The organism is Kitasatospora sp. NPDC058444 (genome assembly GCF_042721415.1).
GTDB lineage: Bacteria > Actinomycetota > Actinomycetes > Streptomycetales > Streptomycetaceae > Kitasatospora.
Map to the genome: position 1 here is coordinate 108,529 of NZ_JBHXLL010000003.1, position 22,073 is coordinate 130,601.

A 22,073-nucleotide genomic window follows, 5' to 3' on the forward strand; every position below is an offset into this window, starting at 1 on the left:
ACCGGATCGGCCCGGCGCCCATTACGCTTGGCCGCCATGGAAGCCAGCCCCACCCCGGCAGGTCAGGCGCCCGTCCCGGCCGCGTCCGAGCCGCGTCCGCGCCGCTCCGGCTACCGACGGCTGCCGGTCCAGCAGCGACGCGAGCAGCTGATCGCGGTCGCCCTGGAGCTGTTCGCCTCCCGGCCGCCCGAGGAGGTGAGCCTGGACGACGTCGCCGAGGCCGCCGGGGCCTCCCGCCCGCTGGTGTACCGCTACTTCGCGGGCGGCAAGCAGCAGCTGTACGAGGCCGCGCTGCGCACCGCCGCGGACGAGCTGACCGGCCGCTTCGCGGTGCCGGTGCGCGGGACGCCGTCCGAGCAGCTGTCGACGGTGCTGGACGGCTACTTCGCCTTCGTCGCCGAGCACGACGCGGGCTACTCGGCGCTGCTGCGCGGCGGTTCGGTGGTGGAGACGGCCCGCACCTCGGCGATCGTGGACGACGTCCGGCGGGCGGCGCTGCGGCGGACGCTGCGCCACCTGGGCGTGCGGGAGGCCGGGCCGCGGCTGACGCTGCTGGTGCGCTCGTGGATCGCGGTGGTCGAGGGCGCGTCGCTGAGCTGGCTGGACGAGGGGCGCGCGCTGCCGGTGACGGAGCTGCGCGACTGGCTGGTGGACCAGTTCACCGCGATGGCCGCGGCGACGGCGCTGCACGACCCGCAGACGGCCGAGGTGCTGGCGGGGGTGCTCGCGCTGGAGGGGCCGCGGCCGCAGCGGGCGGAGCGGCTGCGGGCGGTACTGGGCGGCGCTTCGTAGCCGTGCGGCTTCCGGCCGGGTGGCCGCGTCGCTTCCGGTCGCGTCGTCGCGCGGCTACCGGTCGCGTCGTGGCGCGGCCTCCGGCCGGGTGGCCGCGTTGCTTCCGGTCGCGTCGTCGCGCGGCTACCGGTCGCGTCGTGGCGCGGCCTCCGGCCGGGTGGCTTCCGCGGCGCCGTGGCCGTGCGTCGCGACGGCCCTCCCGACCCCCGTGCCAAGGGTCGGGGCGGGCATCCGGCTCACGCCTTGCCGAGCACCTGGCGCTGGCGGCCGAGGCCGTCGATCTCGATCTCGACCACGTCGCCCGGGGCGAGGTACGGGGTGCCGGGGCGGCCCAGGGTGACCCCGGCCGGGGTGCCGGTGATGATCACGTCGCCGGGTTCCAGCACCGTGAACCAGCTCGTGTAGCGGACCAGTTCGAGCACCGGGAAGACCATCTCGGCGGTGCTGCCGTGCTGCCGCCGCTCGCCGTTGACCCAGAGCCGCAGGGTCAGCGCCTGCGGGTCGGCCACCTCGTCGGCGGTGACCAGCCAGGGCCCGAGCGGGGTGAAGGTCTCCGCCGACTTGCCCTTGTCCCACTGGCCGCCGCGCTCGAACTGGAAGGCCCGCTCGGTGACGTCGTTGGCGATCGTGTAGCCGGCGATCACCCCGGCCGCCTCGGCGTGCGAGTCCAGGTAGCGGGCGGTGCGGCCGATCACGACCGCCAGCTCGGCCTCGTAGTCGGTCTTCTCGCCGCCGCGCGGCACCAGCACCTCGTCGTACGGGCCGACCACGGTGGAGCTCGGCTTGAGGAAGATCACCGGCTCGGCCGGGATCGCGGCCCCGGCCTCGGCCGCGTGGTCGCGGTAGTTGAGCCCGATGCCGACCACCTTGCCCGGCCGGGCCACCGGTGCGCCCACCCGCAGGCCGTCGAGGTCCACCACCGGCAGGACGCCGGCGGCCGCGTCCCGGGCCAGCGCGGCCGGGTCCAGCCCGGCCAGGAAGGCCCCGTCGAGGTCGCGGGCCCGTCCCGAGAGGTCGTACGCGGTGCCGTCCTCGCCCAGGACGACCGGGCGCTCGGCGCCCACCGGTCCGACGCGCAGGAGCTTCATCGATCCGTCACCAGCCTTTCGTCGCAGCTCACCGGGGCGGCGCGGACGCCGCTCCCGAGTCCGGCAACGAGGTATACCAACGCGCCGGGGCGGCGGACCAGACCGTCCCGATGGGCGGGATCCTCCCGGTTGCCGCCCGGACCGCGCCCCGGGCTCGGCGGCCCGCACGGTTGACACCCGGCGGGCGCCCGTGACACCCGGCGGGCGCCCGGCCCCGCGGCACGCCTCAGTCGCCCTGCGCGCCGCCGAGCAGCACCCCCAGCGCCACCGCCCGCGCCCGCCCCGGGCCGAGCCGGGCGGCCTCCCGCTGCCAGTGCGCGAGGTCGCGCCGGGCGTCCGCCCGGGCCTCCGGGGTGGCGCCGGGCGCCTGGGCCAGCTCGTCCAACAGGGCGACGGCGGCGCCCGGGCTGCCGTCCAGGGCCAGCCAGAGGGCCAGGTCGTGGCAGGTGCGCAGGGTGCGCGGGTCGTCCGGGCCGCAGATCCGGGCGAAGTCGGGCACGAGCGCGGTGAGGATCTCCACCGCCTCCGCCGCCTCCCCGGCCTCGCCGTGCCGCCAGGCCCGGTCGGCCCGCCGGCGCAGCTGCTCCGGGCTGGGGTCGTCCGGGCGCAGCATCCCGGGCTGGACGCCGCGCAGCCGCTCCAGCACCTCGGCGGCTCCGGCGGGCCGCTGTTCGGGCCGCTTGGCGAGCAGCTCGGCGATCAGCGCGGCCAGCGCCGGGTCCTTGCTGCGCACCCGGGACGGGACCTCCTCCAGGTGCCGGTACATGTACTCGGCGGCCGAGGCGGCGCGGAACGGGCGCACGCCGGTGCAGACCTCGTACAGCATGACGCCGAGCGCGTAGAGGTCGGCCCGGCCGTCCACCGCGCCGCCGGACCAGCACTCGGGCGCCAGGTACGGGACGGTGCCGACCACGTTGCCGGTGGAGGTGAGCCGGACGGTCTGGGTGACCAGCCGGGCGATGCCGAAGTCCAGGACCTTGGCCCGCTCCCCCTCCTGCGCGATCATCACGTTCTCGGGCTTGATGTCCCGGTGGACGATCCCCGAGCGGTGCGCGGCGTCCAGCGCCTTGCAGACGTGCCGCATCCAGCGCAGCGCCTGCTTGTGATCCGGCCGGCCGTCCTTGAGTACCTCGGACAGCGCCCGGCCGCGGACCAGCTCCATCACCAGGTACGGGATCTTCCCGGAGGCGGTCTCCGTCCACCCGTAGTCGTACACGGTCACGATGTGCGGATTGTTGAGGCCGCCGGCCGTCCGGGCCTCCCGGACGAACCGGCTGACCGCCTCCCGGTCGGTGGCGTGCTCGGCGAGCAGCACCTTGACCGCGACCTCCCGGTCGATGGTCGTGTCGGTCGCCCGCCAGACCACGCCGAACCCGCCCCTGCCCAGCTTCTGCTCCAGCCGGAAGCGACCGCCGAGCACCTCGCCCTTCTCCATGCCCTCCCCCAACTCGACCGCGCCCGCCCGGCGTTCGCCGCCGGGAGGGGTCACCATAGCGGCGGGCGGGGACGAACGGGTGAACGACCCGGGGCCGGCCCGACTACGGCTTGGGCTTGGGCAGCCCGGGCGGGTTGATCTCCGAGCTCTTCACGGCCTCGTTGTCCAGGCCCCAGCGCTTGAGCACCTGCCCGTACGTGCCGTTGCGGATCACCTCGTCGATCGCCCCGTTCAGCGCCTTGACCAGACCGTTGTCCTTCCGGGTGGTCGCCGCGATCTTGCCGAGGACGTCCGCGCCGCCGCCCGAGTAGGTGCCGACGACCTCGGTCTCGCCGGTCTGCACGGCGTGGAAGGCCAGGCTGGGGTTGGGGCCGGTGTAGACGTCGATCCGGCCGGAGGCGAGCGCCAGGTAGTACTCGGTGCCCTGGAAGTACTTGATGTCGATCGGCTTGAGACCGTTCCTGACGTTCTCCTCGCTCCAGGAGACCAGCAGCTTCTCCTGGTTGGTGCCGGTGGCGACGCCGACGGACTTCCCGGCGAGGTCCTTCGGGCCGGCGACCTTGAGGCCGCTGCCCTTCTTCGTCTCGAAGCCCAGGACGTCCAGCCGGTAGGTGGCGAAGTCGTACTTCTCCTTGCGCGCCTCGGTGACGGTGATGTTGGAGATGCCGACGTCGTACTTTCCGCTGTCCAGGCCGACGAAGATGTTCTCCCAGGACACCGGGTTGTACTCGACCCTGAGGCCCAGCACGTTGCCGATCAGCGCGGCGAGGTCCGGCTCGACGCCGATGATGGTCTTGTCGTCGTTGGCGTAGAAGTCCAGCGGCGGGGTGGTGCCGATGGAGTCGACCACGGTCAGCGTCCCCTTCTTCCGGATCTCCTCCGGGACCAGCGCGGCGATCGCGTCGACCTTGGGCGTGGTGACCCGCTTCTGGTCCGGCGAGAGGTTCACCACCGTGCCGTCGGGCGCGGTGGTGCCCTTGGCCGGGGCGAGGTCCGCCGCCGCGCCCGCGGTGCTGCCGCAGCCGGCCAGGGCGAGGGCGGCGGCGAGCGCGCCGGCGGCGGTCACGAGGGCGCGACGGGGTAGGGACATGGCGGAACTCCTGCTCGGTGAAAGGGGGGTGGGGAGAGGGGGTGGGGAGAGGGGACGGTCAGAGGACCTTGGCCAGGAAGGCCCGGGTGCGCTCGTGCCGCGGCTGGTCCAGGACCTCGGCGGGCGGGCCCTGCTCGACCACGACGCCGCCGTCCATGAAGACCACGGTGTCGGCGACCTCGCGGGCGAAGCCGATCTCGTGGGTGACCACGATCATCGTGGTGCCGCTGCGGGCGAGGTCCTTGATGACGTCCAGCACCTCGCCGACCAGCTCCGGGTCGAGCGCCGAGGTGGGCTCGTCGAACAGCAGCACCTTGGGCTCCAGCGCCAGCGCCCGGGCGATCGCCACCCGCTGCTGCTGCCCGCCGGACAGCTGCCGGGGGTAGGCGGCGGCCTTGTCGGCCAGCCCGACCCGCTCCAGCAGCGCCAGCGCCGTCGCCCTGGCCTCGGCCTTCGGGCGGCGCAGCGCGGCCAGCGGCGCCTCGACCAGGTTCTCCAGCACGGTGAGGTGCGGGAACAGGTTGAAGTTCTGGAACACGAAGCCGATGCCGGTGCGCTGGCGCAGCACCTCGCGCTCCCTGAGCTCGTACAGCCGGTCCCCGGAGCGGCGGTAGCCGATCAGCTCGCCGTCGATCGCGACGTGGCCGCGGTCCAGCTTCTCCAGGTGGTTGATCGCGCGCAGCAGGGTGGACTTGCCGGAGCCGGACGGACCGAGCACCACGGTCACCGAGCCGGCCGGGACGTCCAGGTCGACCCCGCGCAGCACCTCCAGCCGGCCGAAGCTCTTGTGCAGGCCGCGGACCTGCACCATCGGGGCGGCCGGGGCCGGGCCGGCGGGGTTCGGCCCGGGCTTGGTCAGGGTGGTCACGACTGTCCTCCGGAGGTGCGGGCGGCGGCGGGCCGGGTGCGGGCCGGCAGGTTCCGGGCGAGGGCCCGGACGCGCTGCCACGGGGTGGGCGGCGGGGTGCGCTCGGCACCGCGGGCGAAGTGGCGCTCGACGTAGTACTGGCCGATCGAGAGCACGGTGGTCAGCAGCACGTACCAGACGGTGGCGACCATCAGCAGCGGCACCACCCGGCCGGTGCGGCCGTAGATGACCTGGGCCTGGTAGAAGAGCTCGCCGATGGCCATCACGTAGACCACCGAGGTGCCCTTGAGCAGGGAGATCACCTCGTTGGCGGCGGCCGGCAGGATGCCGCGCATCGCCTGCGGCAGCACGATCCGCCAGCCCTGGCGCCACCGCGGGATGCCGAGCGCGGCGGCGGCCTCCCGCTGGCCGGCGTCCACCGCGATGATGCCGCCGCGGATGATCTCGGCGGCGAACGCGGCCTGGTGCAGCCCGAGGCCGAGCACCGCCGCACCGAGCGCGCCGAGCACCCCGACCGTCTCGACGTCGCCGAAGGTCGGGCCGAACGGGATGCCGAACCCGAACCGCTTGTAGAGGTAGGAGAGGTTGAACCAGAACACCAGCTGGACGATCAGCGGGATCGAGCGGAACACCCAGACGTAGGCCCAGGCGATGGAGCGCAGGATCGCGCTGCGGGACAGCCGCATCGCGGCCACCGCGGTGCCCAGGACGAAGCCCAGCACGGTGCCGTAGGCGGTGAGTTCGAGGGTCCGGCCGATCGCCCGGAGGATGGTGTCGGCGGTGAAGTAGAGCCGGAACGTGGCCCAGTCCCAGCCGGGGTTGGTGGCCAGGCCGTGGGCGAACTGGGCGAGCACGACCAGCGCGGCGATCCCGGCGGCCCAGCGCCAGGGGTGCCGGGCGGGGACGGTCCGCAGGCCGGCCAGGGCGTCGAGGTCGAGGGCGGCGGCCGCCGGTCTCGACGGGGCGGGTGGTGCTTCGGTGCTGACGGTCATCGGGACTCCTTCGACGGGCCCTGGGCTCGGGGGACGGTCGGGGGACGGTCGGGGGCGCGGGCGGGCGCGGGCTCGGGCGGGGGCTCGGGCTCAGGTGTGCTCGGGCTCAGGTGTGCTCGGGCTCAGGTGTGCTCGGGCGGGCTGATCTGCGACTCCTTGATCGCCGACTCGGCGACCCCCCACTTGCGCAGGATCCGCTCGTACGTCCCGTCCTTGATCAGCTGGTTGACCGCCGCCTGGAGGGCCGGGGCGAGCTTCGAGCCCTTCTTCAGGGCGAAGCCGACGTCGAGGCGGTGGAACTCTCCGAGGAAGCGGGTCCCGGAGGCCTCCTGCGCGGCCTGGTGGCGCAGGCCGTTGATGGTGGACATCACGACGTCCACCCGGCCCTGCTGGAGGCTGGTCAGCAGGGCGCCGCTCTCGCTGAACGCCTTGACCTCGTACGGCTTCTTCCCGGCGTCGGCGCAGACGCCCTTCCGGCTGTTGAGGGTGGTCTCGAAGGTGGTGCCGGCGCCGGTGCCGACGGTCAGTCCGCACAGCTGGACCAGGTCGGTGACCGGCTGGACCGCGGTGTTGTCCTTCTTCACCGCGAAACCCTGGCCGTCGTCGATGTAGGTGACGAAGTCGATGGTCTTCAGCCGGGTCGCGGTGACCCCGAAGTTGCCGGTGCCGACGTCGTACTTCCCGCTGTCCAGGGCGGGCAGGATGGTCTCGAAGGCGGCCTCCTCGCGCTGGACGCCCAGGCCGAGCAGCTTGGCCACCGCGTCGGTGAAGTCCACGTCGATCCCGGCGGGCTTCTTGGCGACCTGGTCGACGTAGAACGCGGTGGGCGGCGAGCCGAAGGCCGAGCCGAACTTCAGCGTGCCGGCCTTGCGGACCTCCTCGGGCAGCAGCGCGGCGGCGGCCTCCGACCGGGTGAGGCCGGAGACGAGGTCCTCGGTGGCGGTGGCGGCCGGACCGCCCGCCACCGCCGCGCCCGCGATCTTCGGGTCCGAGCCGCAGGCCGCCAGGGCCAGGACCGGCAGCAGGGCGGTGGTCGCGAGCAGGCGGCGGCGGACGGTGCTGGTTCTCACGGGGGGCCTTTCAGGAGGTCGGGGCCAGGACGGCCAGGTGCTTCTCGAAGGGGAGCGGGCCGATGGTCAGGGGGTCGGCCGAGACGTCGAACAGCGCGGTGTAGCCGGCCGCCAGGTAGAGGTTCCTGGCCTCGGGCTGGAGCGGGCCGGTGGTCAGGTAGAGCCGGGTGTAGCCGGCCGCGGCCGCCGTCCGCTCCAGCTCGGCCAGCACCCGGCGGGCCAGGCCCCGGCGCCGGTGCGCGGAGTGCGTCCACATCCGCTTCACCTCGGCGGTGCGCTCGTCGTAGCGCTTGTAGGCGCCGCCGGCCACCGGTTCGCCGTCCTCCAGCAGGAGCAGCAGCACCCCGTGCGGCTCGGCGAAGTCCTCGGCCGGGTAGCGGGTCATCTCCTGGTGCGCCTCGGGGCCGTACCGGGTGACGTACTCGTGGGTGAGCTCGCGCAGCAGCGGTTCGACCAGCGGATCGTCGATGGCGACCGAGCGGAAGACGGCCGCCGGCGACGGGCTCACGCCTGCACCGCGATCAGCTGGTGGCGGTCGCGCTCCGCCTGCGACGCCTTGGCGCTCGCCCCGGCCTTGGCGGCGTCCCGCTTGGCCACCTCCTCGCGGACGATCGGGATGACGTACCGGCCGAAGTCGATCGCGTCGTCCAGCAGGTGGTAGCCGCGCGCGGAGAGGATGTCCACGCCGAGGTCGTAGTAGTCGAGCAGCGCCTGGGCGACCGTCTCCGGGGTGCCGACCAGCGCGTTGGAGTTGCCCGCCGCGCCGGTGGCCGCGGCGGTCGGGGTCCACAGGGCGCGGTCGTAGCGCTCGCCCGCCTCGGCGATCTCCAGCAGCCGCTGGGAGCCGGTGTTCTCGGGTGCCGCCCCGGGTGCCACCGCCCCGGGGCCCGCGCCCGGCCGTTCGGCACCCCGGCGGGCCCGGATCGCGGCCACCGTCCGGTGCGCCTTCTCCCAGGCCAGCTCCTCGGTCGGCGCGATGATCGGCCGGAACGCCACCTGGATCCGCGGCACGTCGGTGCGCCCGGCGGCCCGGGCCGCCTCCTTCACCCGCTCGATCTGCTCGGCGGTGCGGGCCAGCGGCTCGCCCCACAGGCAGTAGATGTCCGCCTCGGCGCCGCCGGCCGCGTAGGCCGCGTCCGAGGAGCCGCCGAAGGAGACCGCCGGGCGCGGCTGCTGGACGGGGAAGACGTCCGAGACGAAGTCGTTGAAGCGGTAGTGCGGGCCCTCGTGGTCGAAGGGCTCCCGGCTGGTCCAGGCCTTCTTGACGATGCCGATGTACTCCCGGGTGCGCTCGTAGCGCTGGTCCTTGGTCAGGAAGTCGCCCTCGCGCTGCTGCTCGTGGTCGTTGCCGCCGGTGATGAAGTGCACGGTCAGCCGGCCGTCGCTGATCCGGTCGAGGGTCGCGAAGGTCTTGGCCGCGAAGGTCGGGTAGGAGACGTTCGGCCGGTGCGCCAGCAGGATCTGGAGGCGGTCCAGGTGCGAGGCGAGGAAGGCCGCCGCCGCCGCGGGCTCCGGGGCACCGGCCGCGTAGGCGAAGAGCACCCGGTCCCAGCCGTGGTCCTCGTGCGCCCGGGCCAGCCGCAGGGTGTAGTCGCGGTCGAAGGCGGCGGTGGTGCGGGCGGTGGTCTCCGAGCCATCGCCGGTGGCGGCGATGCCGAGGAATTCGACGGGCATGACGGAACCTTTCGGGTGGGCGGGACTCCGGTGGGCCGCGGGTGGGCAGCCCGGAGGCGGCCGCGGCGGGGCGGCCGTCGAACGGGTGACGGTGACGCAGGAGTGCGGGAGGACTGCCGGAGTACGGGAGAGCCGGAGTACGGGAGAGCCGGAGTGCGGGGAGAGCCGGAGTACGGGAGGGCCGGAGCGCAGTGCGAAGTCGGTGGCAGCGAAGGCCTGACGCGGCGCCGGTCGTCGACGACGGATCCGGGCCGCGACGGGGTGAACCGAGGGAGGGCTCCCCGCCGGGAGATCAGGCCGGACGGACGGCCCGCTGCCGGGTCAGCCGCGACACGCCGCGGACCACACCCGACCGAAGTCGATGTGGTCGCGGCTGACCAGGGGCTGCTCGGCGTACATGGCCTCAAGTTGAGCAGTCGGCCGATCGGTCCGTCAACCGTCCATCATTGCCGCACTGTTGCGATCTCCTGTCACTTCTCCGACACGCTTCCACCGGGCCCTCCCCCACCCCCGATCACCCTTGACAGCCGTCGATCGCGCATGCGTACGATCGGCGCGGAGTGCAGTGCAATGCGCCGGCCGTGTTGAGGGACGCGGGCCGCGCCCGCGTACGTGACCACCGCCGTACCCCTCCCCGCCCGCACTCCGCCCAGGAGCCGCCGCCATGGCCACCCCGCAGGACGTCCTGCCCGCCCCCGCCCCCACCGCCCTCGACGGCCCCACCGCGCCGCCCTCCGCCGAGGCCCGGATCGTCGCCCGCCGCAAGCCCGGCCAGTGGGCCGCCGCCGCCGTCGCCCTGCTGCTGGCCGCGATGGCCGTCAACTCGGTGATCCGCAACAAGGCCTTCCAGTGGAGCCTGGTCGCCGACTGGTTCACCGCCCGGTCCGTGCTCGACGGGCTCGCCCTGACCCTCTGGCTGACGGCCGTCACCCTCGCCCTCGGCTTCCTGCTCGGCACCCTCCTCGCCACCATGCGGCTGTCCGCCAACCCGGTGCTGCGCACGCTGAGTTGGGCCTACATCTGGGTGTTCCGCTCCACCCCGCCCCTGGTGCAGCTGCTGTTCTTCTTCAACATCGGCGCGCTCTACCCGACCCTCGGCCTCGGCATCCCCTTCGGCCCCGAGTTCGTCACGGTCAGGACCGTCAACCTGATGGGCCCCACCCTGACCGCCGTCATCGGCCTCACCCTGCTGGAGACCGCCTACGCCGCCGAGGTGATCCGCGGCGGCATCCTCTCCGTCGACCGCGGCCAGCTGGAGGCGGCGTCCGCGCTCGGGCTCGGCCGGTGGCGGGTGCTGCGCCGGATCGTGGTGCCGCAGGCAATGCGGGCGATCGTGCCGAGCGCCGGGAACATGCTGATCGGCGCGCTCAAGGGCACCAGCATCGTCAGCGTGCTGGCCGTCTCCGACCTGCTCTACTCGGTGCAGCTGGTCTACCTCCAGTCGTACCAGGTCATCCCGATGCTGATGGTCGCCACCCTCTGGTACCTGGTGGTCACCACCCTGCTGTCCATCGGCCAGTACTACGTGGAGCGGCGCTTCGCCCGGGGTGCCACCCGCGACGGCCTGCCGCCCACCCCGCTGCAGCGGGCCCGCGCCGCCTTCGTGAAGGTGGCGAAGGCATGACCTCGACGCTCGTCATCGTCGGCGCCGGCCCGCGCGGCACCGGACTGCTGGAGCGGATCGCCGCCAACGCCGCCGAACTCCTGCCCGCCGACCGGCCGTTGGCGATCCACCTGGTCGACCCGTACCCGCCGGGCGCGGGCCGAATCTGGCGCCACGACCAGTCCCCGCTGCTGCGGATGAACTCCATGGCCGAGGACGTCACCATGTTCACCGACGAGCGCTCCACCCTCGCGGGGCCCGTCCGCCCCGGCCCCTCGCTGGCCGAATGGGCCCCGCGGCAGGAGGAGTTCGCGCCCTACCGGGAGGTCGCCGACCCGGGCGTACGGGCCGAGCTGCGCACCCTCGCGCCCACCGACTTCCCCACCCGCCGGGCCCAGAGCGCCTACCTGGACTGGGTGTTCCGCCGCGCCGTCGCCGACCTGCCGGCGCACGTCACGGTCACCGTCCACCGCGACACCGTCCGGCGGATCGAGGGCCCCGCCGACGGCCCGCAGACCGTCCACCTCACCGACCGGACGCTCACCGCCGACCACGTCGCGCTCACCCTCGGCCACCTCGACTCGGCCCCGCACCCGCGCCACGCCGCCGACGCCGAATTCGCCGCCCGGCACGGCCGCTTCCACCTCCCGCCCGCCTACTCCGCCGACGTGGCCGCCGAACTCGCCGGCCTCGCCCCCGGCGAACAGGTGGTGCTGCGCGGCCTCGGCCTCGCCGCGGTGGACCTGGTCGCGCTGCTCACCGAGGGCCGCGGCGGCCGCTTCGAGGCCACCGGGGACGGGCCCGCCCTGCGCTACCTCCCGTCCGGCCGCGAGCCGGTGCTCCACCTCGGCTCCCGGCGCGGCGTCCCGTACCACGCCAAGACCGACTACCGGCTCCAGGGGCCGCCCGCCCCGCTCCCCCGGTACTTCGACGCGGCCGCCGTGGACGCCGTGCTCGCCACCGGCGGGCAGCTCGAACTACGGCGCGACTTCTGGCCGTCGATGGCCAAGGAGGTCGGCTTCGGGCACTACCACGAGCTGTTCCACGCCCACCCCGAGCGCACCGCCCTGCCCTGGCCGGAGTTCCTCGACCGCTACGACCGGCACGGCTGGTACAGCCCCGAACTCGCCGCCCTGGTCGCCGAGGCCGTCCCCGACCCGGCCGACCGGCTCGACTTCGAACGGCTCGACCACCCGCTGGCCGGGCTCGAACTCGGCACCGACGAGGAGCTCCAGGCGCATCTGCGCGGGTACGTCACCGCCGACGTCGACCGCCGCGCCGACCCCGCGCACAGCGCCGACCTCGGCGCCTTCCTCGCCCTGCTCTCGCTGTTCGGCCAGCTCCCCCGGGTGATGGCGAGCGGCCGGCTCACCGCCCGGTCGCTCGCCGAGGAGGTGGACGAGTGGTTCTTCGGCTACTTCAGCTTCCTCGCCTCCGGGCCGCCCGGCTTCCGGCTGCGCCAGCTGCTCGCCCTCTCCGAGGCCGGGGTGGTGCGCTTCCTCGGCCCGGACGTCCGGGTCGAACGGGACGAGGCGAGCGGCACCTGGCGGGCCCGCGGCGCCACCGTGCCCGGCCACCACGTCACCGCGACCGCGCTGATCGAGGCGTACCTGCCCAAGCACGCGCTGGCCCGCACCCTGGACCCGGTGCTGCGCGAGCTGCACCGCACCGGCCGGATCGTCGAGGAGGTGGTCACCGACCCGGACTACACCCACCGCTCCGGCCTGGTCACCATCACCCCCGCGGACAGCCGGCTGCTCGACCCGGCCCTCGGCGGCGCCCCGCACCCCCGCCGCACCGCCCTCGGCCCGCACACCAGCCTGCGCGCGGCCGCCGCCTTCGCCCGCCCGCGCACCGACGCCCCGGGCTTCCGGCAGAACGACGCCGCCGCCCGCGCCCTGCTCCACGCCCTGGCCGCGCTCCCGGCGACCCCGGTACTGGCGGCCTGAGGGCAGTGACCGCAGTGAGCGCCGTGGCGACGCCGTTCAGGGGCCCAAGACCTCCTCCACAAGGTCGGGCCCCGGGCGGCGTGCGGGCCGGGCAGCAGCTCGTACCGGCCGTCCGGGACGTCCCCGACTCGCACGCCGCCCCCTCCCGCCAAGACGCCCGGACCCCACCGGCGCCGTCCACCGGACTTCCCCCGCCGTCGTCCCTCCCTTCCTCCCCCTCCCCCCGGCCCCCGGCCAGGTGGAAGGATGGAATCGAACCTCCGCACGAACGCGGCGGCGCGAACCAGCAGAGCCCGAGGAGAGCGGCCATGGCCAAGCAGGCCCCGCAGAGCGACCCGGCGCAGGACGCCCCCCAGGTGTCCGCGCCCCAGCACGCGGCCGCCGGGCTGCCCGCCGTCGGCCACAGCCTGCGGATGGCCGCCGAGCAGATGGGCGCCCGCCGCACCCTGGCCACCCTGCTCAAGGTCAACCAGCAGAACGGCTTCGACTGCCCCGGCTGCGCCTGGCCGGAGCCGGACAAGCCGCACACCGCCGAGTTCTGCGAGAACGGCGCCAAGGCCGTCGCCGAGGAGGCCACCGAGCGCCGCGTCCACGCCGAGTTCTTCGCCGCCCACCCGGTCGCCGACCTCGCCGAGCGCTCCGGCTACTGGCTGGGCCAGCAGGGCCGGCTCACCCGGCCGATGCTGCTCGACGAGGGCGCCACCCACTACACGCCGATCTCCTGGGACGACGCCTTCGCGCTGATCGCCGAGGAGCTGAAGGCCCTGGACACCCCGGACGGCGCCGCGTTCTACACCTCCGGCCGGACCAGCAACGAGGCCGCCTTCGCGTACCAGCTGTTCGCCCGCCGGCTCGGCACCAACAACCTGCCGGACTGCTCCAACATGTGCCACGAGTCCTCGGGTTCGGCACTCACCGAGACGCTCGGCGTCGGCAAGGGCAGCGTCAGCCTGAAGGACCTCTACCAGGCCGACCTGATCATCGTGGCCGGCCAGAACCCGGGCACCAACCACCCCCGGATGCTCTCCGCGCTGGAGCGCGCCAAGCGGGCCGGCGCCACCGTCGTCAGCGTCAACCCGCTGCCGGAGGCGGGACTGGAGCGGTTCAAGAACCCCCAGCACGCGCGCGGCCTGGTCGGCCACGGCACCAAGCTGACCGACCTCTTCCTGCAGATCCGCCTCGGCGGCGACCTCGCGCTGTTCCGCGCGCTGAACCGGATCGTCCTGGAGCAGGACGGCGTCGACCGCGACTTCGTCGCCGAACACTGCTACGGCTTCGAGGAGTTCGAGGCCCAGGCGCGGACCACCGACCGCGCCGAGGTGCTCGCCGCGACCGGCCTGCCCTGGGAGCAGATCGAGGAGCTCGGCCGGCTGGTGCTGAAGTCCGAGAAGATCATCGTCTGCTGGGCGATGGGCCTCACCCAGCACAAGCACGCCGTGCCGACCATCCGCGAGGTGGTCAACTTCCTGCTGCTGCGCGGCAACGTCGGCCGCCCCGGCGCCGGGGTCTGCCCGGTGCGCGGGCACAGCAACGTCCAGGGCGACCGGACGATGGGCATCTTCGAACGCCCCACCAGCGCCTTCCTGGACGCGCTGGGCGAGGAGTTCGGCTTCGAGCCGCCGCGCGAGCACGGCCTCGACTCGGTGGACACCATCCGCGCGATGCGGGACGGCAGGGTCGGGGTCTTCTTCGCGATGGGCGGCAACTTCGTCGCGGCCACCCCGGACACCGAGGTCACCGAGGCCGCGATGCGCCGCTGCCGGCTGACCGTCCACGTCTCCACCAAGCTCAACCGCTCGCACGTGGTCACCGGCGCCCGCGCCCTGATCCTGCCCACCCTGGGCCGCACCGACCGGGACGTCACCGCGCGCGGCGCCCAGTTCGTCAGCGTCGAGGACTCGATGGGCCAGGTGCACGCCTCGCGCGGCGGCCTGCGCCCGCCCGCGCCCGGGCTGCTCTCCGAGACCGCGATCGTCTGCCGGCTCGCCCGCGCCGTGCTCGGGCCGCGGGACACCGTGCCGTGGGAGGACTTCGCCGCCGACTACGACACCCTGCGGGACCGGATCGCCCGTGTGGTGCCGGGGTTCGAGGACTACAACGAGAAGGTCCGCCGCCCCGGCGGCTTCACCCTGCCGCACGGCCCCCGGGACACCCGCACCTTCCCGACCGCGACCGGGAAGGCCAACTTCTCCGTCAACCCGCTGACCGCCCCCGAGGTCCCGCCGGGCCGGCTGCTGCTCCAGACCCTGCGCTCGCACGACCAGTACAACACCACGATCTACGGCCTCGACGACCGCTACCGCGGCATCAAGGGCGGCCGCCGGGTGGTCCTGGTCAACCCCGCGGACGCCGACGAGCTCGGGCTCACCGACGGAGGGTACGTCGACCTGGTCGGCGAGTGGAGCGACGGCGTGGAGCGCCGCGCCCCGCACTTCCGGGTCGTCCACTACCCCGTCGCCCGCGGCGGCGCGGCGGCCTACTACCCCGAGACCAACGTCCTGGTGCCGCTCGACTCCACCGCCGACATCAGCAACACCCCCACCTCCAAGGCCGTCGTGATCCGCTTCGCCGCCGACAGCGGCGAGTAGCGGCCGGCCGCCCCGGGCAGCACGGAGGCCGCCCCACGTCCGGTGACGTGGGGCGGCCTCCGGGTTTCGGCCTCCGGGTTTCAGTCCCCGTGCTACGGCGGCCGGTGCCGCGGCGTCAGTGCGTCGGCGTGCCCAGCGGCAGCGTGGCCGTCGCGCTGCCCGGGGCCGAGGCGGTCGCCGAGCCGGTGCCGCTCGGACCCTGCGTCGGGGTGCCCGTCCCGGTCGGGGTGGGCGTGCCCGTCCCGCTCGGGGTGCCCGGCGTCCCGGTCGGGGTCGGCGTGCCCGGACCGGTCGGCGTGCCGGTCGGGGTCGAGGTCGGCGTGCCGCCGGACGGCGTCCCCGGGTCGGTCGGGGTACCGCTGCCGCCCGGGGTGGCGGGCGTCTCCGGCACGGCCGGCGGCGTCACCGCGCCGCCCGGGGCCGGCTGGGCCGGCACCTGGTGGACCGGGCTCGGCGCGATCGGCGTGACGGAGTCCCAGCCGGCCGGGAGGTCGGGCACCTTCCAGGCGCCGCCGGCGTCGTCGGCCGTGCCGGACGGGTCGGGGCGGACGGCCCCGAGGATCGGCATCGAGCCGATCGGCGAGATCTTGATGAACGCACCGGGCCGCGGCGCCTGCACGATCAGCCCGCCGCCGATGTACATCCCGATGTGCGAGGCGTCCTGGAAGTAGACCACCAGGTCGCCGGGCCGCAGCTGGTTGAGCGCCACGTGCGGCAGCTGCGCCCACTGCTCCTGGCTGGTGCGCGGGATCGGCTTGCCGGCGTGCAGCCAGGCCTGCGAGGTGAGGCCCGAGCAGTCGTAGGCGTCCGGACCGGTGCCGCCCCACAGGTACGGCTTGCCCACCTGTGCCAGCGCGAAGGTGATGGCCGCGCGCCCCTGGAGGGAGGGCGTGCGCTCGCCCTTGCCGAGCGCCCCGGAGGCGAGGAACGCGAGCTGCGCCTCGTCCGCCTTGGCCTTCTCCAGCTGCTCCAGCTCGGTGCGCTGGGCGCCGGTCAGCGAGGAGACCACCTGCTCGACCGCGGCGAGGTCGGCGGTCGCCTTGGCCTTGGCCGCGTCCTGCTGGGCGACCAGCGTCCGGGAGGTCGTCAGCGCCTCCTCGGTCTGCTTCTTCAGCCCGTCCAGCGCGTCCCGGTCGCTCTTCAGCTTGTCCAGGAACTCGGACTGCGAGCGGCTGGCCGAGGCGAGCAGCTCGGCGATGACGACCGCCTCGTACGGGTCCTTGGAGAGCAGCAGCTCGGCGTAGGCCGACGCGGCGCCGTTGCGGTACTGCGCGGCGGCGAGCTGCGAGGCGATGTCGGTGCCGGCGTCGACCTGCTTCTGCTGGCGGTCCAGCCGGCCCTGGAGGTCGGTGAGCGCGGTCTGCTGCTCGGCCGCCTTGGCGACGGCGCCGTTGTACTGCTCGGTGGCGGCCTCGGCGCTCTGGTAGAGCGCGTGCAGCCGGTCGAGCAGCGGGCCGAGGGTGGCCTTGGCGGCGGCGAGCGGGTCGGCGTCGGTGACGGCCTGGCCGGCCCCGGGGTCGGGCGCGGCCCAGGCGGCCTGGGCGCCCACCGGCAGCGCGAGCGCCGCGGCCGCGAGGACGGCTCCGCAGCGCAGTGCCGCCCGGACCCAGGGCCGTACGTGTGCCGTCTCGGCTCTCTGTCCCGCCCCGCCCATGGTCTGGCCCTCCCCGCCGCGCACTGCCCCTGTCCCGGCTTCCCGGATCCCGCAGATCCTCCCACGGGTTACTCGCCGGAAACAGGGCGCATGCGGACTGGGAGGTTAATTCTCGATTGATCTGTGAGACAGCTCTCAACAAACCGGGCGGAACCGGGATGTTCTCCGCTAATGTCCAGCTCAGCGCGGCCCACGTCACCTCGATGAAAGCAAGTGGTCACCCCGAGTCAACCATCGGAACCACGATTCCCGGCCCAGTTAACCTTCTGTTTACCAAGCAGACCTACGGTCACGACGTCACCAACGTCCGTGCGACAACTACGACGATTGTTTGGGTATGGAACACATCTCGTTCCTGGTAGCCGTTGTGATCATCACGGCGCTCGCCTTCGACTTCACCAACGGGTTCCACGACACCGCCAACGCGGCCGCCACCGCGATCGCGACCGGAGCCCTTCGTCCGAAGGTCGCGGTCACCATCGCGGCCCTGCTCAACTTCGCGGGTGCGTTCCTGTCCGTGAAGGTCGCCACCACCATCTCCGGCGGCATCGTCAACGAGAAGGCCGGCGTCCACCCGGAGATCATCTTCGCCGCCCTGGCGGGCGCGATCCTCTGGAACCTGCTGACCTGGCTGCGCGGTCTGCCGTCCAGCTCGTCGCACGCCCTGTACGGCGGCCTGATCGGCGCCACGATCGTCGGTGTCGGCATGAACGGCGTCAACTTCGACACCGTGGTCACCAAGATCCTCATCCCGGCGGTCGCCTCCCCGTTCGTCGCCGGTCTGGCCTCCTGGGGCGCCACCAAGCTGGCGTACGTGATCACCCGCAAGGGCAACGCCGCGACCACCGAGAAGGGCTTCAAGACCGGCCAGGTCTTCTCCTCCTCCCTGATCTCGCTCGCGCACGGAACCAACGACGCCCAGAAGACGATGGGCATCATCACCCTGACCCTGGTCTCGGTCGGCGCCCTGCCGCACGGCGCGCTGCCCCCCACCTGGGTGATCGTCTCCGCCGGCGCCGCGATCGCGCTCGGCACCTACATGGGTGGCTGGCGCATCATCCGCTCGATGGGCAAGGGCCTGGCGGACATCCGCCCGCCGCAGGGCTTCGCCTCCGAGTCGGCCGCCGCGACCGTCATCCTGACCTCCTCGCACATGGGCTTCGGCCTCTCCACCACCCAGGTCTGCTCCGGCGGCATCATGGGCGCCGGCCTCGGCGGCCCGAAGGGCGAGCTGCGCTGGAGCCTGGTCCGCCGCATGGTCTACACCTGGGGCCTGACCCTGCCGGCCGCCGCCGTGGTCTCCGGCGGTGCGGCCCTGCTGGCCGAGCAGGGCAGCTGGGGCGTCGCCCTGGTCGGCGCCGTGCTGGTGGCCGGCGCGGGAGCGATGTGGCTGATCTCCCGCCGCCAGCCGGTCGGCGCGGACAACGTCAACGACGTCGACGTCACCCCGGTCGAGGTCGCACCGGCCGGCACCGCCGCGAACGCCCCCACCCCCGCCTCGACCACGGTCGCGGCCTGAGCGCCGTCGACTGAGGAGCACTCACCATGCACATCAAGTGGAACGCCCTGGCCCAGACCGCCGGGTTCAGCTTCGGCATCACCGTCGCCGTGGTCTGCGTCTTCGCGCTCGGCATCCTGGCGCTGTCCCGCCGCGAGGCCGCGGTGGCCGCCGTCCGTGAGGGCGGCGAGGGCGCCGGGGCCGCGGGCGGCGGCAGGCTCGCCCTGGCCGGCGCGTGCGTCTGCTTCGCGCTGTGCGGCGGGGCCGTCCTCTACGGGCTGTCGCTGATCGCCGGCAAGTAGCCGGAGCCGTAGCCGTAGCCGTACACAGGCCGACGGGCCGGGGAGTGCCTGCGCACTCCCCGGCCCGTTCGCGTGTCCCGACGGCCGGTCAGCCCTCCTGGGTGGTGGTCTTCAGCACCGTCTCCCGGATGAAGAGCACGGTGACGAAGGCCAGCGCCGCGAACGGGGCGGCCCACAGGAAGACGGTGCCGACGCCGTGGCCGAAGGCGTCCGTCACCAGCGGCACCAGCGGGGCGGGCAGCTTGGCGAGGTCGGGGATGCCGCTGCCGGAGGCCGCGGGCGAGGCCGGGACGTGCGCCGCGGCCAGGTTCTCGGCCAGGTAGTGGCCGACCTTGTCGGTCATCAGCGCGCCGAGCGCGGAGACGCCCATCGCGCCGCCCATGGTGCGGAAGAAGGTGACCACCGAGCTGGCCGCGCCGAGCTCGTTCCGGGGCACCGTGTTCTGCACGGCGAGGACCAGGTTCTGGCTGGTCAGGCCGAGGCCGATGCCGGTGATCGCCATGTAGACGGAGAGCAGCCCGTAGTCGGTGTCGGCCCGGGCGGTGCCGAGCAGCCCGAAGCCGATGGCGAGCAGCGCGGTGCCGGAGACCAGGTAGGCCTTCCACTTCCCGTACTTGGTGATCAGCCGGCCGGCCACCGCGGAGGAGACCGCCAGGCCGAGGATCATCGGCAGCGTCATCAGGCCGGCCATGGTCGGGGACTTGGCGCGGGCCAGCTGGAAGTACTGGCTGAGGAAGGTGGTCGCGCCGTACATCCCGACGCCGACCAGCACGCTGGCGAGCGCGGCCAGGACGACGGTGCGGTACCGGAAGAGGCTCGGCGGGATGATCGGCTCGGCGGCGCGGCGCTCGATCACGACGGCCAGGGCGCCCAGCAGCAGGCCGCCGCCGACCATGGCCGCGGTCTGCCAGGACAGCCAGGCGTAGTTCTTGCCGGCCAGGGTGATCCAGATCATCAGCAGGCTGACCGAGCCGGTGATGACCAGCGCGCCCAGGTAGTCGATCTTCGCCCGGCGCTTGACCACCGGCAGCTTGAGGGTGCGCTGCACCACCAGGATCGCGACCAGCGCGAACGGGATGCCGACGTAGAAGCACCAGCGCCAGCCGAGCCAGGAGGTGTCCACGATGACGCCGCCGATCAGCGGTCCGCCGATGGTGGCGAGCGCGAAGACCGCGCCGAAGTAGCCGCTGTAGCGGCCGCGCTCGCGGGCCGGGACCATCGCGGCCAGGCAGATCTGGCCGAGCGCCACCACACCGCCGGCGCCGATGCCCTGGAGCGCGCGGCAGGCGATCAGCTCGCCGGTGTTCTGGGAGAGGCCGGCCAGCGCCGAGGTGCCGATGTAGATCAGCAGGGCGATCTGGAGCAGCAGCTTCTTGCTGACGAGGTCGGAGAGCTTGCCCCAGATCGGGGTGGAGGCGGTGAGGGTGAGCAGGGCCGCGGTGATCACCCAGGTGTACGCGGACTGGCCGCCGTGCAGGTCGGCGAGGATGTGCGGCAGGGCGTTGGAGACGACGGTCGAGGAGAGCACGGCCACGAAGAGGCCGAGCAGCAGGCCGGAGAGCGCCTCCATCACCTGCCGGTGGGTCATCTGCTGACTGTCGGCCGCGGCGGTTCCGCTCGCGGCCTCGGTGGTCACGGTCATCTGGGTCCTTCGGCGAGGCGGCGCGCGGGCGCGCGGGACACACGGATCATGAAAGTTCGTTGCCGTAAGCAACCATAAGCCGAGATGGTTGAATTAGGCAACTTTCTTCAAGGGAAAGTAAAGCCTCGCCCACGACCCCGATCGCCTCGCCGGCGACCGCCGGATCACTCGGCGGTCGGCTCCTCCAGCACCTCGTTGAAGCGGTGCAGCAGCTCCGCGAAGCGGTCCACGTCCTGCGGCGACCAGCCGCCCATCACCTCGCGCACCCGCCGCATCCGGGCGTCGCGCGCGGCCAGGTAGCGCCGCCGCCCGTCCTCGGTGAGCGAGACCAGCGCGGACCGGCGGTCCAGCGGGTCCGTCTCCCGGGCCACCAGGCCGAGCTCCTCCAGCGTCCGGATCTGCCGGCTCACCGTCGCCTTGCCGATCGAGAAGTGCGCGCCGGCGTCCGTCACCCGCACCGGCCCGGCCTGCTCGATGTAGCCGAGCAGGCTGTACGCCATCCCCTCCAGTCCGGGGTGCACCCGCCGTGAGAGTTCCGCCACTCTGGCCCGGCCCCGCCGGAACATCAGCGCGACCTCGCGCTCCACCGCCACCAGGGCATCCTCGTCACTCACCGCGCCAGTATCGCGCAGCCGCCCCGGCCGCGGTCCGGCGCGGAGGTGCGACAAGCCAACTACTTCATGGTATGAAGTATCGGTTCTGGAAGTACCGTTTTTCCCCGTTACGCAAGGAGATGTGGATGGCAGCCCCGGGGCAGGGTTTCGTCGCCGAACTGAAGAGTGCGGTCACCCCGCGCGCGGCACTGCTCGTGATCGGCGTGCTGCTGCTCCAGCTCGGCTTCATCACCTCCTACATCGGGGCGCTGCACAAGCCCGCCCCGCAGAACCTCTCCATCGCGGTGGTCGCCCCGCCGCAGGTCACCCCCAAGCTGGTCGCCGCGCTGGAGTCGGTGCCGAACGACGCCGTCCGGGCCGTCACCGCGCCGGACGCCGAGACGGCGACCCAGCAGATCAAGGACCAGAAGCTCTACGCCGCGCTGGTCGTGGACCCGACCTCCACCCAGGACACCCTGCTGGTCGGCGGCGCCCGCGGCGCCTCGGCCGCCAAGGCCGCCGAGTCCATCACCACCGCGATCGACCAGACCCAGGGCCGTACGGTCAAGGTCCAGGACGTGGTGCCGCTCGACAAGGGCGACGCCAACGGCCTCTCCGGCTTCTACCTGGTCATCGGCTGGTGCGTCGGCGGCTACCTGGTCGCCTCCATCCTGGGCATCAGCGCGGGCTCCAAGCCGGCCAACGTCCACCGCCTGCTGATCCGCCTCGGCGTGCTCGCGGTCTACTCGATCGGCGCCGGCCTGCTCGGCACGCTGATCGCCGGGCCGGTGCTGGACGCCCTGCCGGGCTCGATCCTCGGCCTGAGCGCCGTCGGCGCGCTGGTGGTGTTCACGGTCGGCGCCTTCACCATGGCGCTCCAGTGCCTGTTCGGCATCATCGGCATCGGCATCGCGGTAGTGATCTTCGTGGTGCTCGGCAACCCCAGCGCGGGCGGGGTCCACGCGGCGCCGATGATGCCGCCGTTCTGGCGGGCGATCGGCTCCTGGATCCCGAACGGCGCCGGCACCAGCGCCACCAAGTCGGTCGCCTACTTCGGCTCCACCAACCTGGGGCTGCCGATCCTGGTCCTGGTGATCTGGGCGCTGCTCGGCATCGGCGTCGCCCTGCTGGCCGTCCTGCGCGGCCCGCGCGCCGAGGACCGCGAGCCGGCCTCCGTCGAGGCCTGAGCCCCCTCTTCACCACTCGTCACCGAGCCCCCGGCCACCACGGCCGGG

The 22,073-nt window shown here is 73.5% G+C and carries 18 protein-coding genes; 7 read left to right on the forward strand and 11 right to left on the reverse strand.

Features of this window, described 5'->3' with window-relative positions; genetic code table 11:
- Window positions 1-36 precede the first annotated feature (36 nt).
- The gene (locus ACFWP2_RS05060; RefSeq protein WP_380448387.1) at window positions 37-792 is read left to right on the forward strand and encodes a TetR/AcrR family transcriptional regulator; all 756 of its coding nucleotides are present in this window, start codon (window positions 37-39) and stop codon (window positions 790-792) included.
- A gap of 236 nt (window positions 793-1,028) precedes the next feature.
- Here ACFWP2_RS05060 and ACFWP2_RS05065 read toward each other — a convergent pair whose 3' ends face one another.
- From ACFWP2_RS05065 to ACFWP2_RS05100, 8 genes are all read right to left on the reverse strand, one after another.
- Window positions 1,029-1,880 (reverse strand): fumarylacetoacetate hydrolase family protein, encoded by an 852-nt coding sequence (locus ACFWP2_RS05065; RefSeq protein WP_380448389.1) that lies wholly within the window; start codon window positions 1,878-1,880, stop codon window positions 1,029-1,031.
- 226 nt (window positions 1,881-2,106) lie between these two features.
- Window positions 2,107-3,372: a serine/threonine-protein kinase gene (locus ACFWP2_RS05070; RefSeq protein WP_380448391.1), complete on the reverse strand. Its 1,266-nt coding sequence runs from the start codon at window positions 3,370-3,372 to the stop codon at window positions 2,107-2,109.
- 46 nt (window positions 3,373-3,418) lie between these two features.
- Entirely contained in the window at window positions 3,419-4,405 is a 987-nt protein-coding gene (locus ACFWP2_RS05075) for an ABC transporter substrate-binding protein (protein WP_380448393.1), read from the reverse strand.
- A gap of 58 nt (window positions 4,406-4,463) precedes the next feature.
- Window positions 4,464-5,216, reverse strand: coding sequence for an amino acid ABC transporter ATP-binding protein (locus ACFWP2_RS05080; RefSeq protein WP_380448928.1), 753 nt, complete (start codon window positions 5,214-5,216; stop codon window positions 4,464-4,466).
- Window positions 5,217-5,269: 53 nt separating this feature from the next.
- Window positions 5,270-6,265: an amino acid ABC transporter permease gene (locus ACFWP2_RS05085; RefSeq protein WP_380448395.1), complete on the reverse strand. Its 996-nt coding sequence runs from the start codon at window positions 6,263-6,265 to the stop codon at window positions 5,270-5,272.
- Between the two features lie 122 nt (window positions 6,266-6,387).
- Complete coding sequence (locus ACFWP2_RS05090) at window positions 6,388-7,335, reverse strand: ABC transporter substrate-binding protein (RefSeq protein WP_380448397.1); 948 nt, start codon at window positions 7,333-7,335, stop codon at window positions 6,388-6,390.
- Window positions 7,336-7,345: 10 nt separating this feature from the next.
- Window positions 7,346-7,843 (reverse strand): GNAT family N-acetyltransferase, encoded by a 498-nt coding sequence (locus ACFWP2_RS05095; RefSeq protein WP_380448400.1) that lies wholly within the window; start codon window positions 7,841-7,843, stop codon window positions 7,346-7,348.
- Window positions 7,840-9,009, reverse strand: coding sequence for an LLM class flavin-dependent oxidoreductase (locus ACFWP2_RS05100; RefSeq protein WP_380448402.1), 1,170 nt, complete (start codon window positions 9,007-9,009; stop codon window positions 7,840-7,842). The genes ACFWP2_RS05095 and ACFWP2_RS05100 overlap by 4 nt, the downstream gene beginning before the upstream one ends.
- A 664-nt stretch (window positions 9,010-9,673) precedes the next feature.
- Between ACFWP2_RS05100 and ACFWP2_RS05105 the strand changes: the two genes are divergently transcribed.
- The 3 genes from ACFWP2_RS05105 to ACFWP2_RS05115 all read left to right on the forward strand — a co-directional run bounded on the left by ACFWP2_RS05105 (window position 9,674) and on the right by ACFWP2_RS05115 (window position 15,149).
- Complete coding sequence (locus ACFWP2_RS05105; RefSeq protein ID WP_380448405.1) at window positions 9,674-10,633, forward strand: amino acid ABC transporter permease; 960 nt, start codon at window positions 9,674-9,676, stop codon at window positions 10,631-10,633.
- Window positions 10,630-12,561: an FAD/NAD(P)-binding protein gene (locus tag ACFWP2_RS05110; protein ID WP_380448407.1), complete on the forward strand. Its 1,932-nt coding sequence runs from the start codon at window positions 10,630-10,632 to the stop codon at window positions 12,559-12,561. Before ACFWP2_RS05105 ends, ACFWP2_RS05110 begins: the two co-directional genes overlap by 4 nt.
- Before the next feature lie 308 nt (window positions 12,562-12,869).
- Entirely contained in the window at window positions 12,870-15,149 is a 2,280-nt protein-coding gene (locus ACFWP2_RS05115; protein WP_380448409.1) for an FdhF/YdeP family oxidoreductase, read from the forward strand.
- Window positions 15,150-15,264: 115 nt separating this feature from the next.
- Here ACFWP2_RS05115 and ACFWP2_RS05120 read toward each other — a convergent pair whose 3' ends face one another.
- Window positions 15,265-16,803 carry an NlpC/P60 family protein gene (locus ACFWP2_RS05120; RefSeq protein WP_380448411.1) on the reverse strand — a complete coding sequence of 513 codons (1,539 nt, stop codon included), beginning with the start codon at window positions 16,801-16,803 and terminating at the stop codon, window positions 15,265-15,267.
- Between the two features lie 337 nt (window positions 16,804-17,140).
- Here ACFWP2_RS05120 and ACFWP2_RS05125 point away from each other — a divergent pair, with 337 nt between their 5' ends.
- Both ACFWP2_RS05125 and ACFWP2_RS05130 read left to right on the forward strand, forming a co-directional pair.
- Window positions 17,141-18,322, forward strand: a complete 1,182-nt coding sequence (locus tag ACFWP2_RS05125) for an anion permease (RefSeq protein WP_380448413.1) — start codon at window positions 17,141-17,143, stop codon at window positions 18,320-18,322.
- 26 nt (window positions 18,323-18,348) lie between these two features.
- Window positions 18,349-18,603 carry a hypothetical protein gene (locus ACFWP2_RS05130; RefSeq protein WP_380448415.1) on the forward strand — a complete coding sequence of 85 codons (255 nt, stop codon included), beginning with the start codon at window positions 18,349-18,351 and terminating at the stop codon, window positions 18,601-18,603.
- A gap of 88 nt (window positions 18,604-18,691) precedes the next feature.
- Here ACFWP2_RS05130 and ACFWP2_RS05135 read toward each other — a convergent pair whose 3' ends face one another.
- Window positions 18,692-20,245 carry an MDR family MFS transporter gene (locus ACFWP2_RS05135; RefSeq protein ID WP_380448417.1) on the reverse strand — a complete coding sequence of 518 codons (1,554 nt, stop codon included), beginning with the start codon at window positions 20,243-20,245 and terminating at the stop codon, window positions 18,692-18,694.
- Between the two features lie 164 nt (window positions 20,246-20,409).
- Window positions 20,410-20,859 (reverse strand): MarR family winged helix-turn-helix transcriptional regulator, encoded by a 450-nt coding sequence (locus tag ACFWP2_RS05140; RefSeq protein ID WP_380448419.1) that lies wholly within the window; start codon window positions 20,857-20,859, stop codon window positions 20,410-20,412.
- 125 nt (window positions 20,860-20,984) lie between these two features.
- Here ACFWP2_RS05140 and ACFWP2_RS05145 point away from each other — a divergent pair, with 125 nt between their 5' ends.
- Window positions 20,985-22,025 (forward strand): DUF3533 domain-containing protein, encoded by a 1,041-nt coding sequence (locus tag ACFWP2_RS05145; RefSeq protein WP_380448421.1) that lies wholly within the window; start codon window positions 20,985-20,987, stop codon window positions 22,023-22,025.
- The last annotated feature ends 48 nt before the right edge of the window (window positions 22,026-22,073 follow it).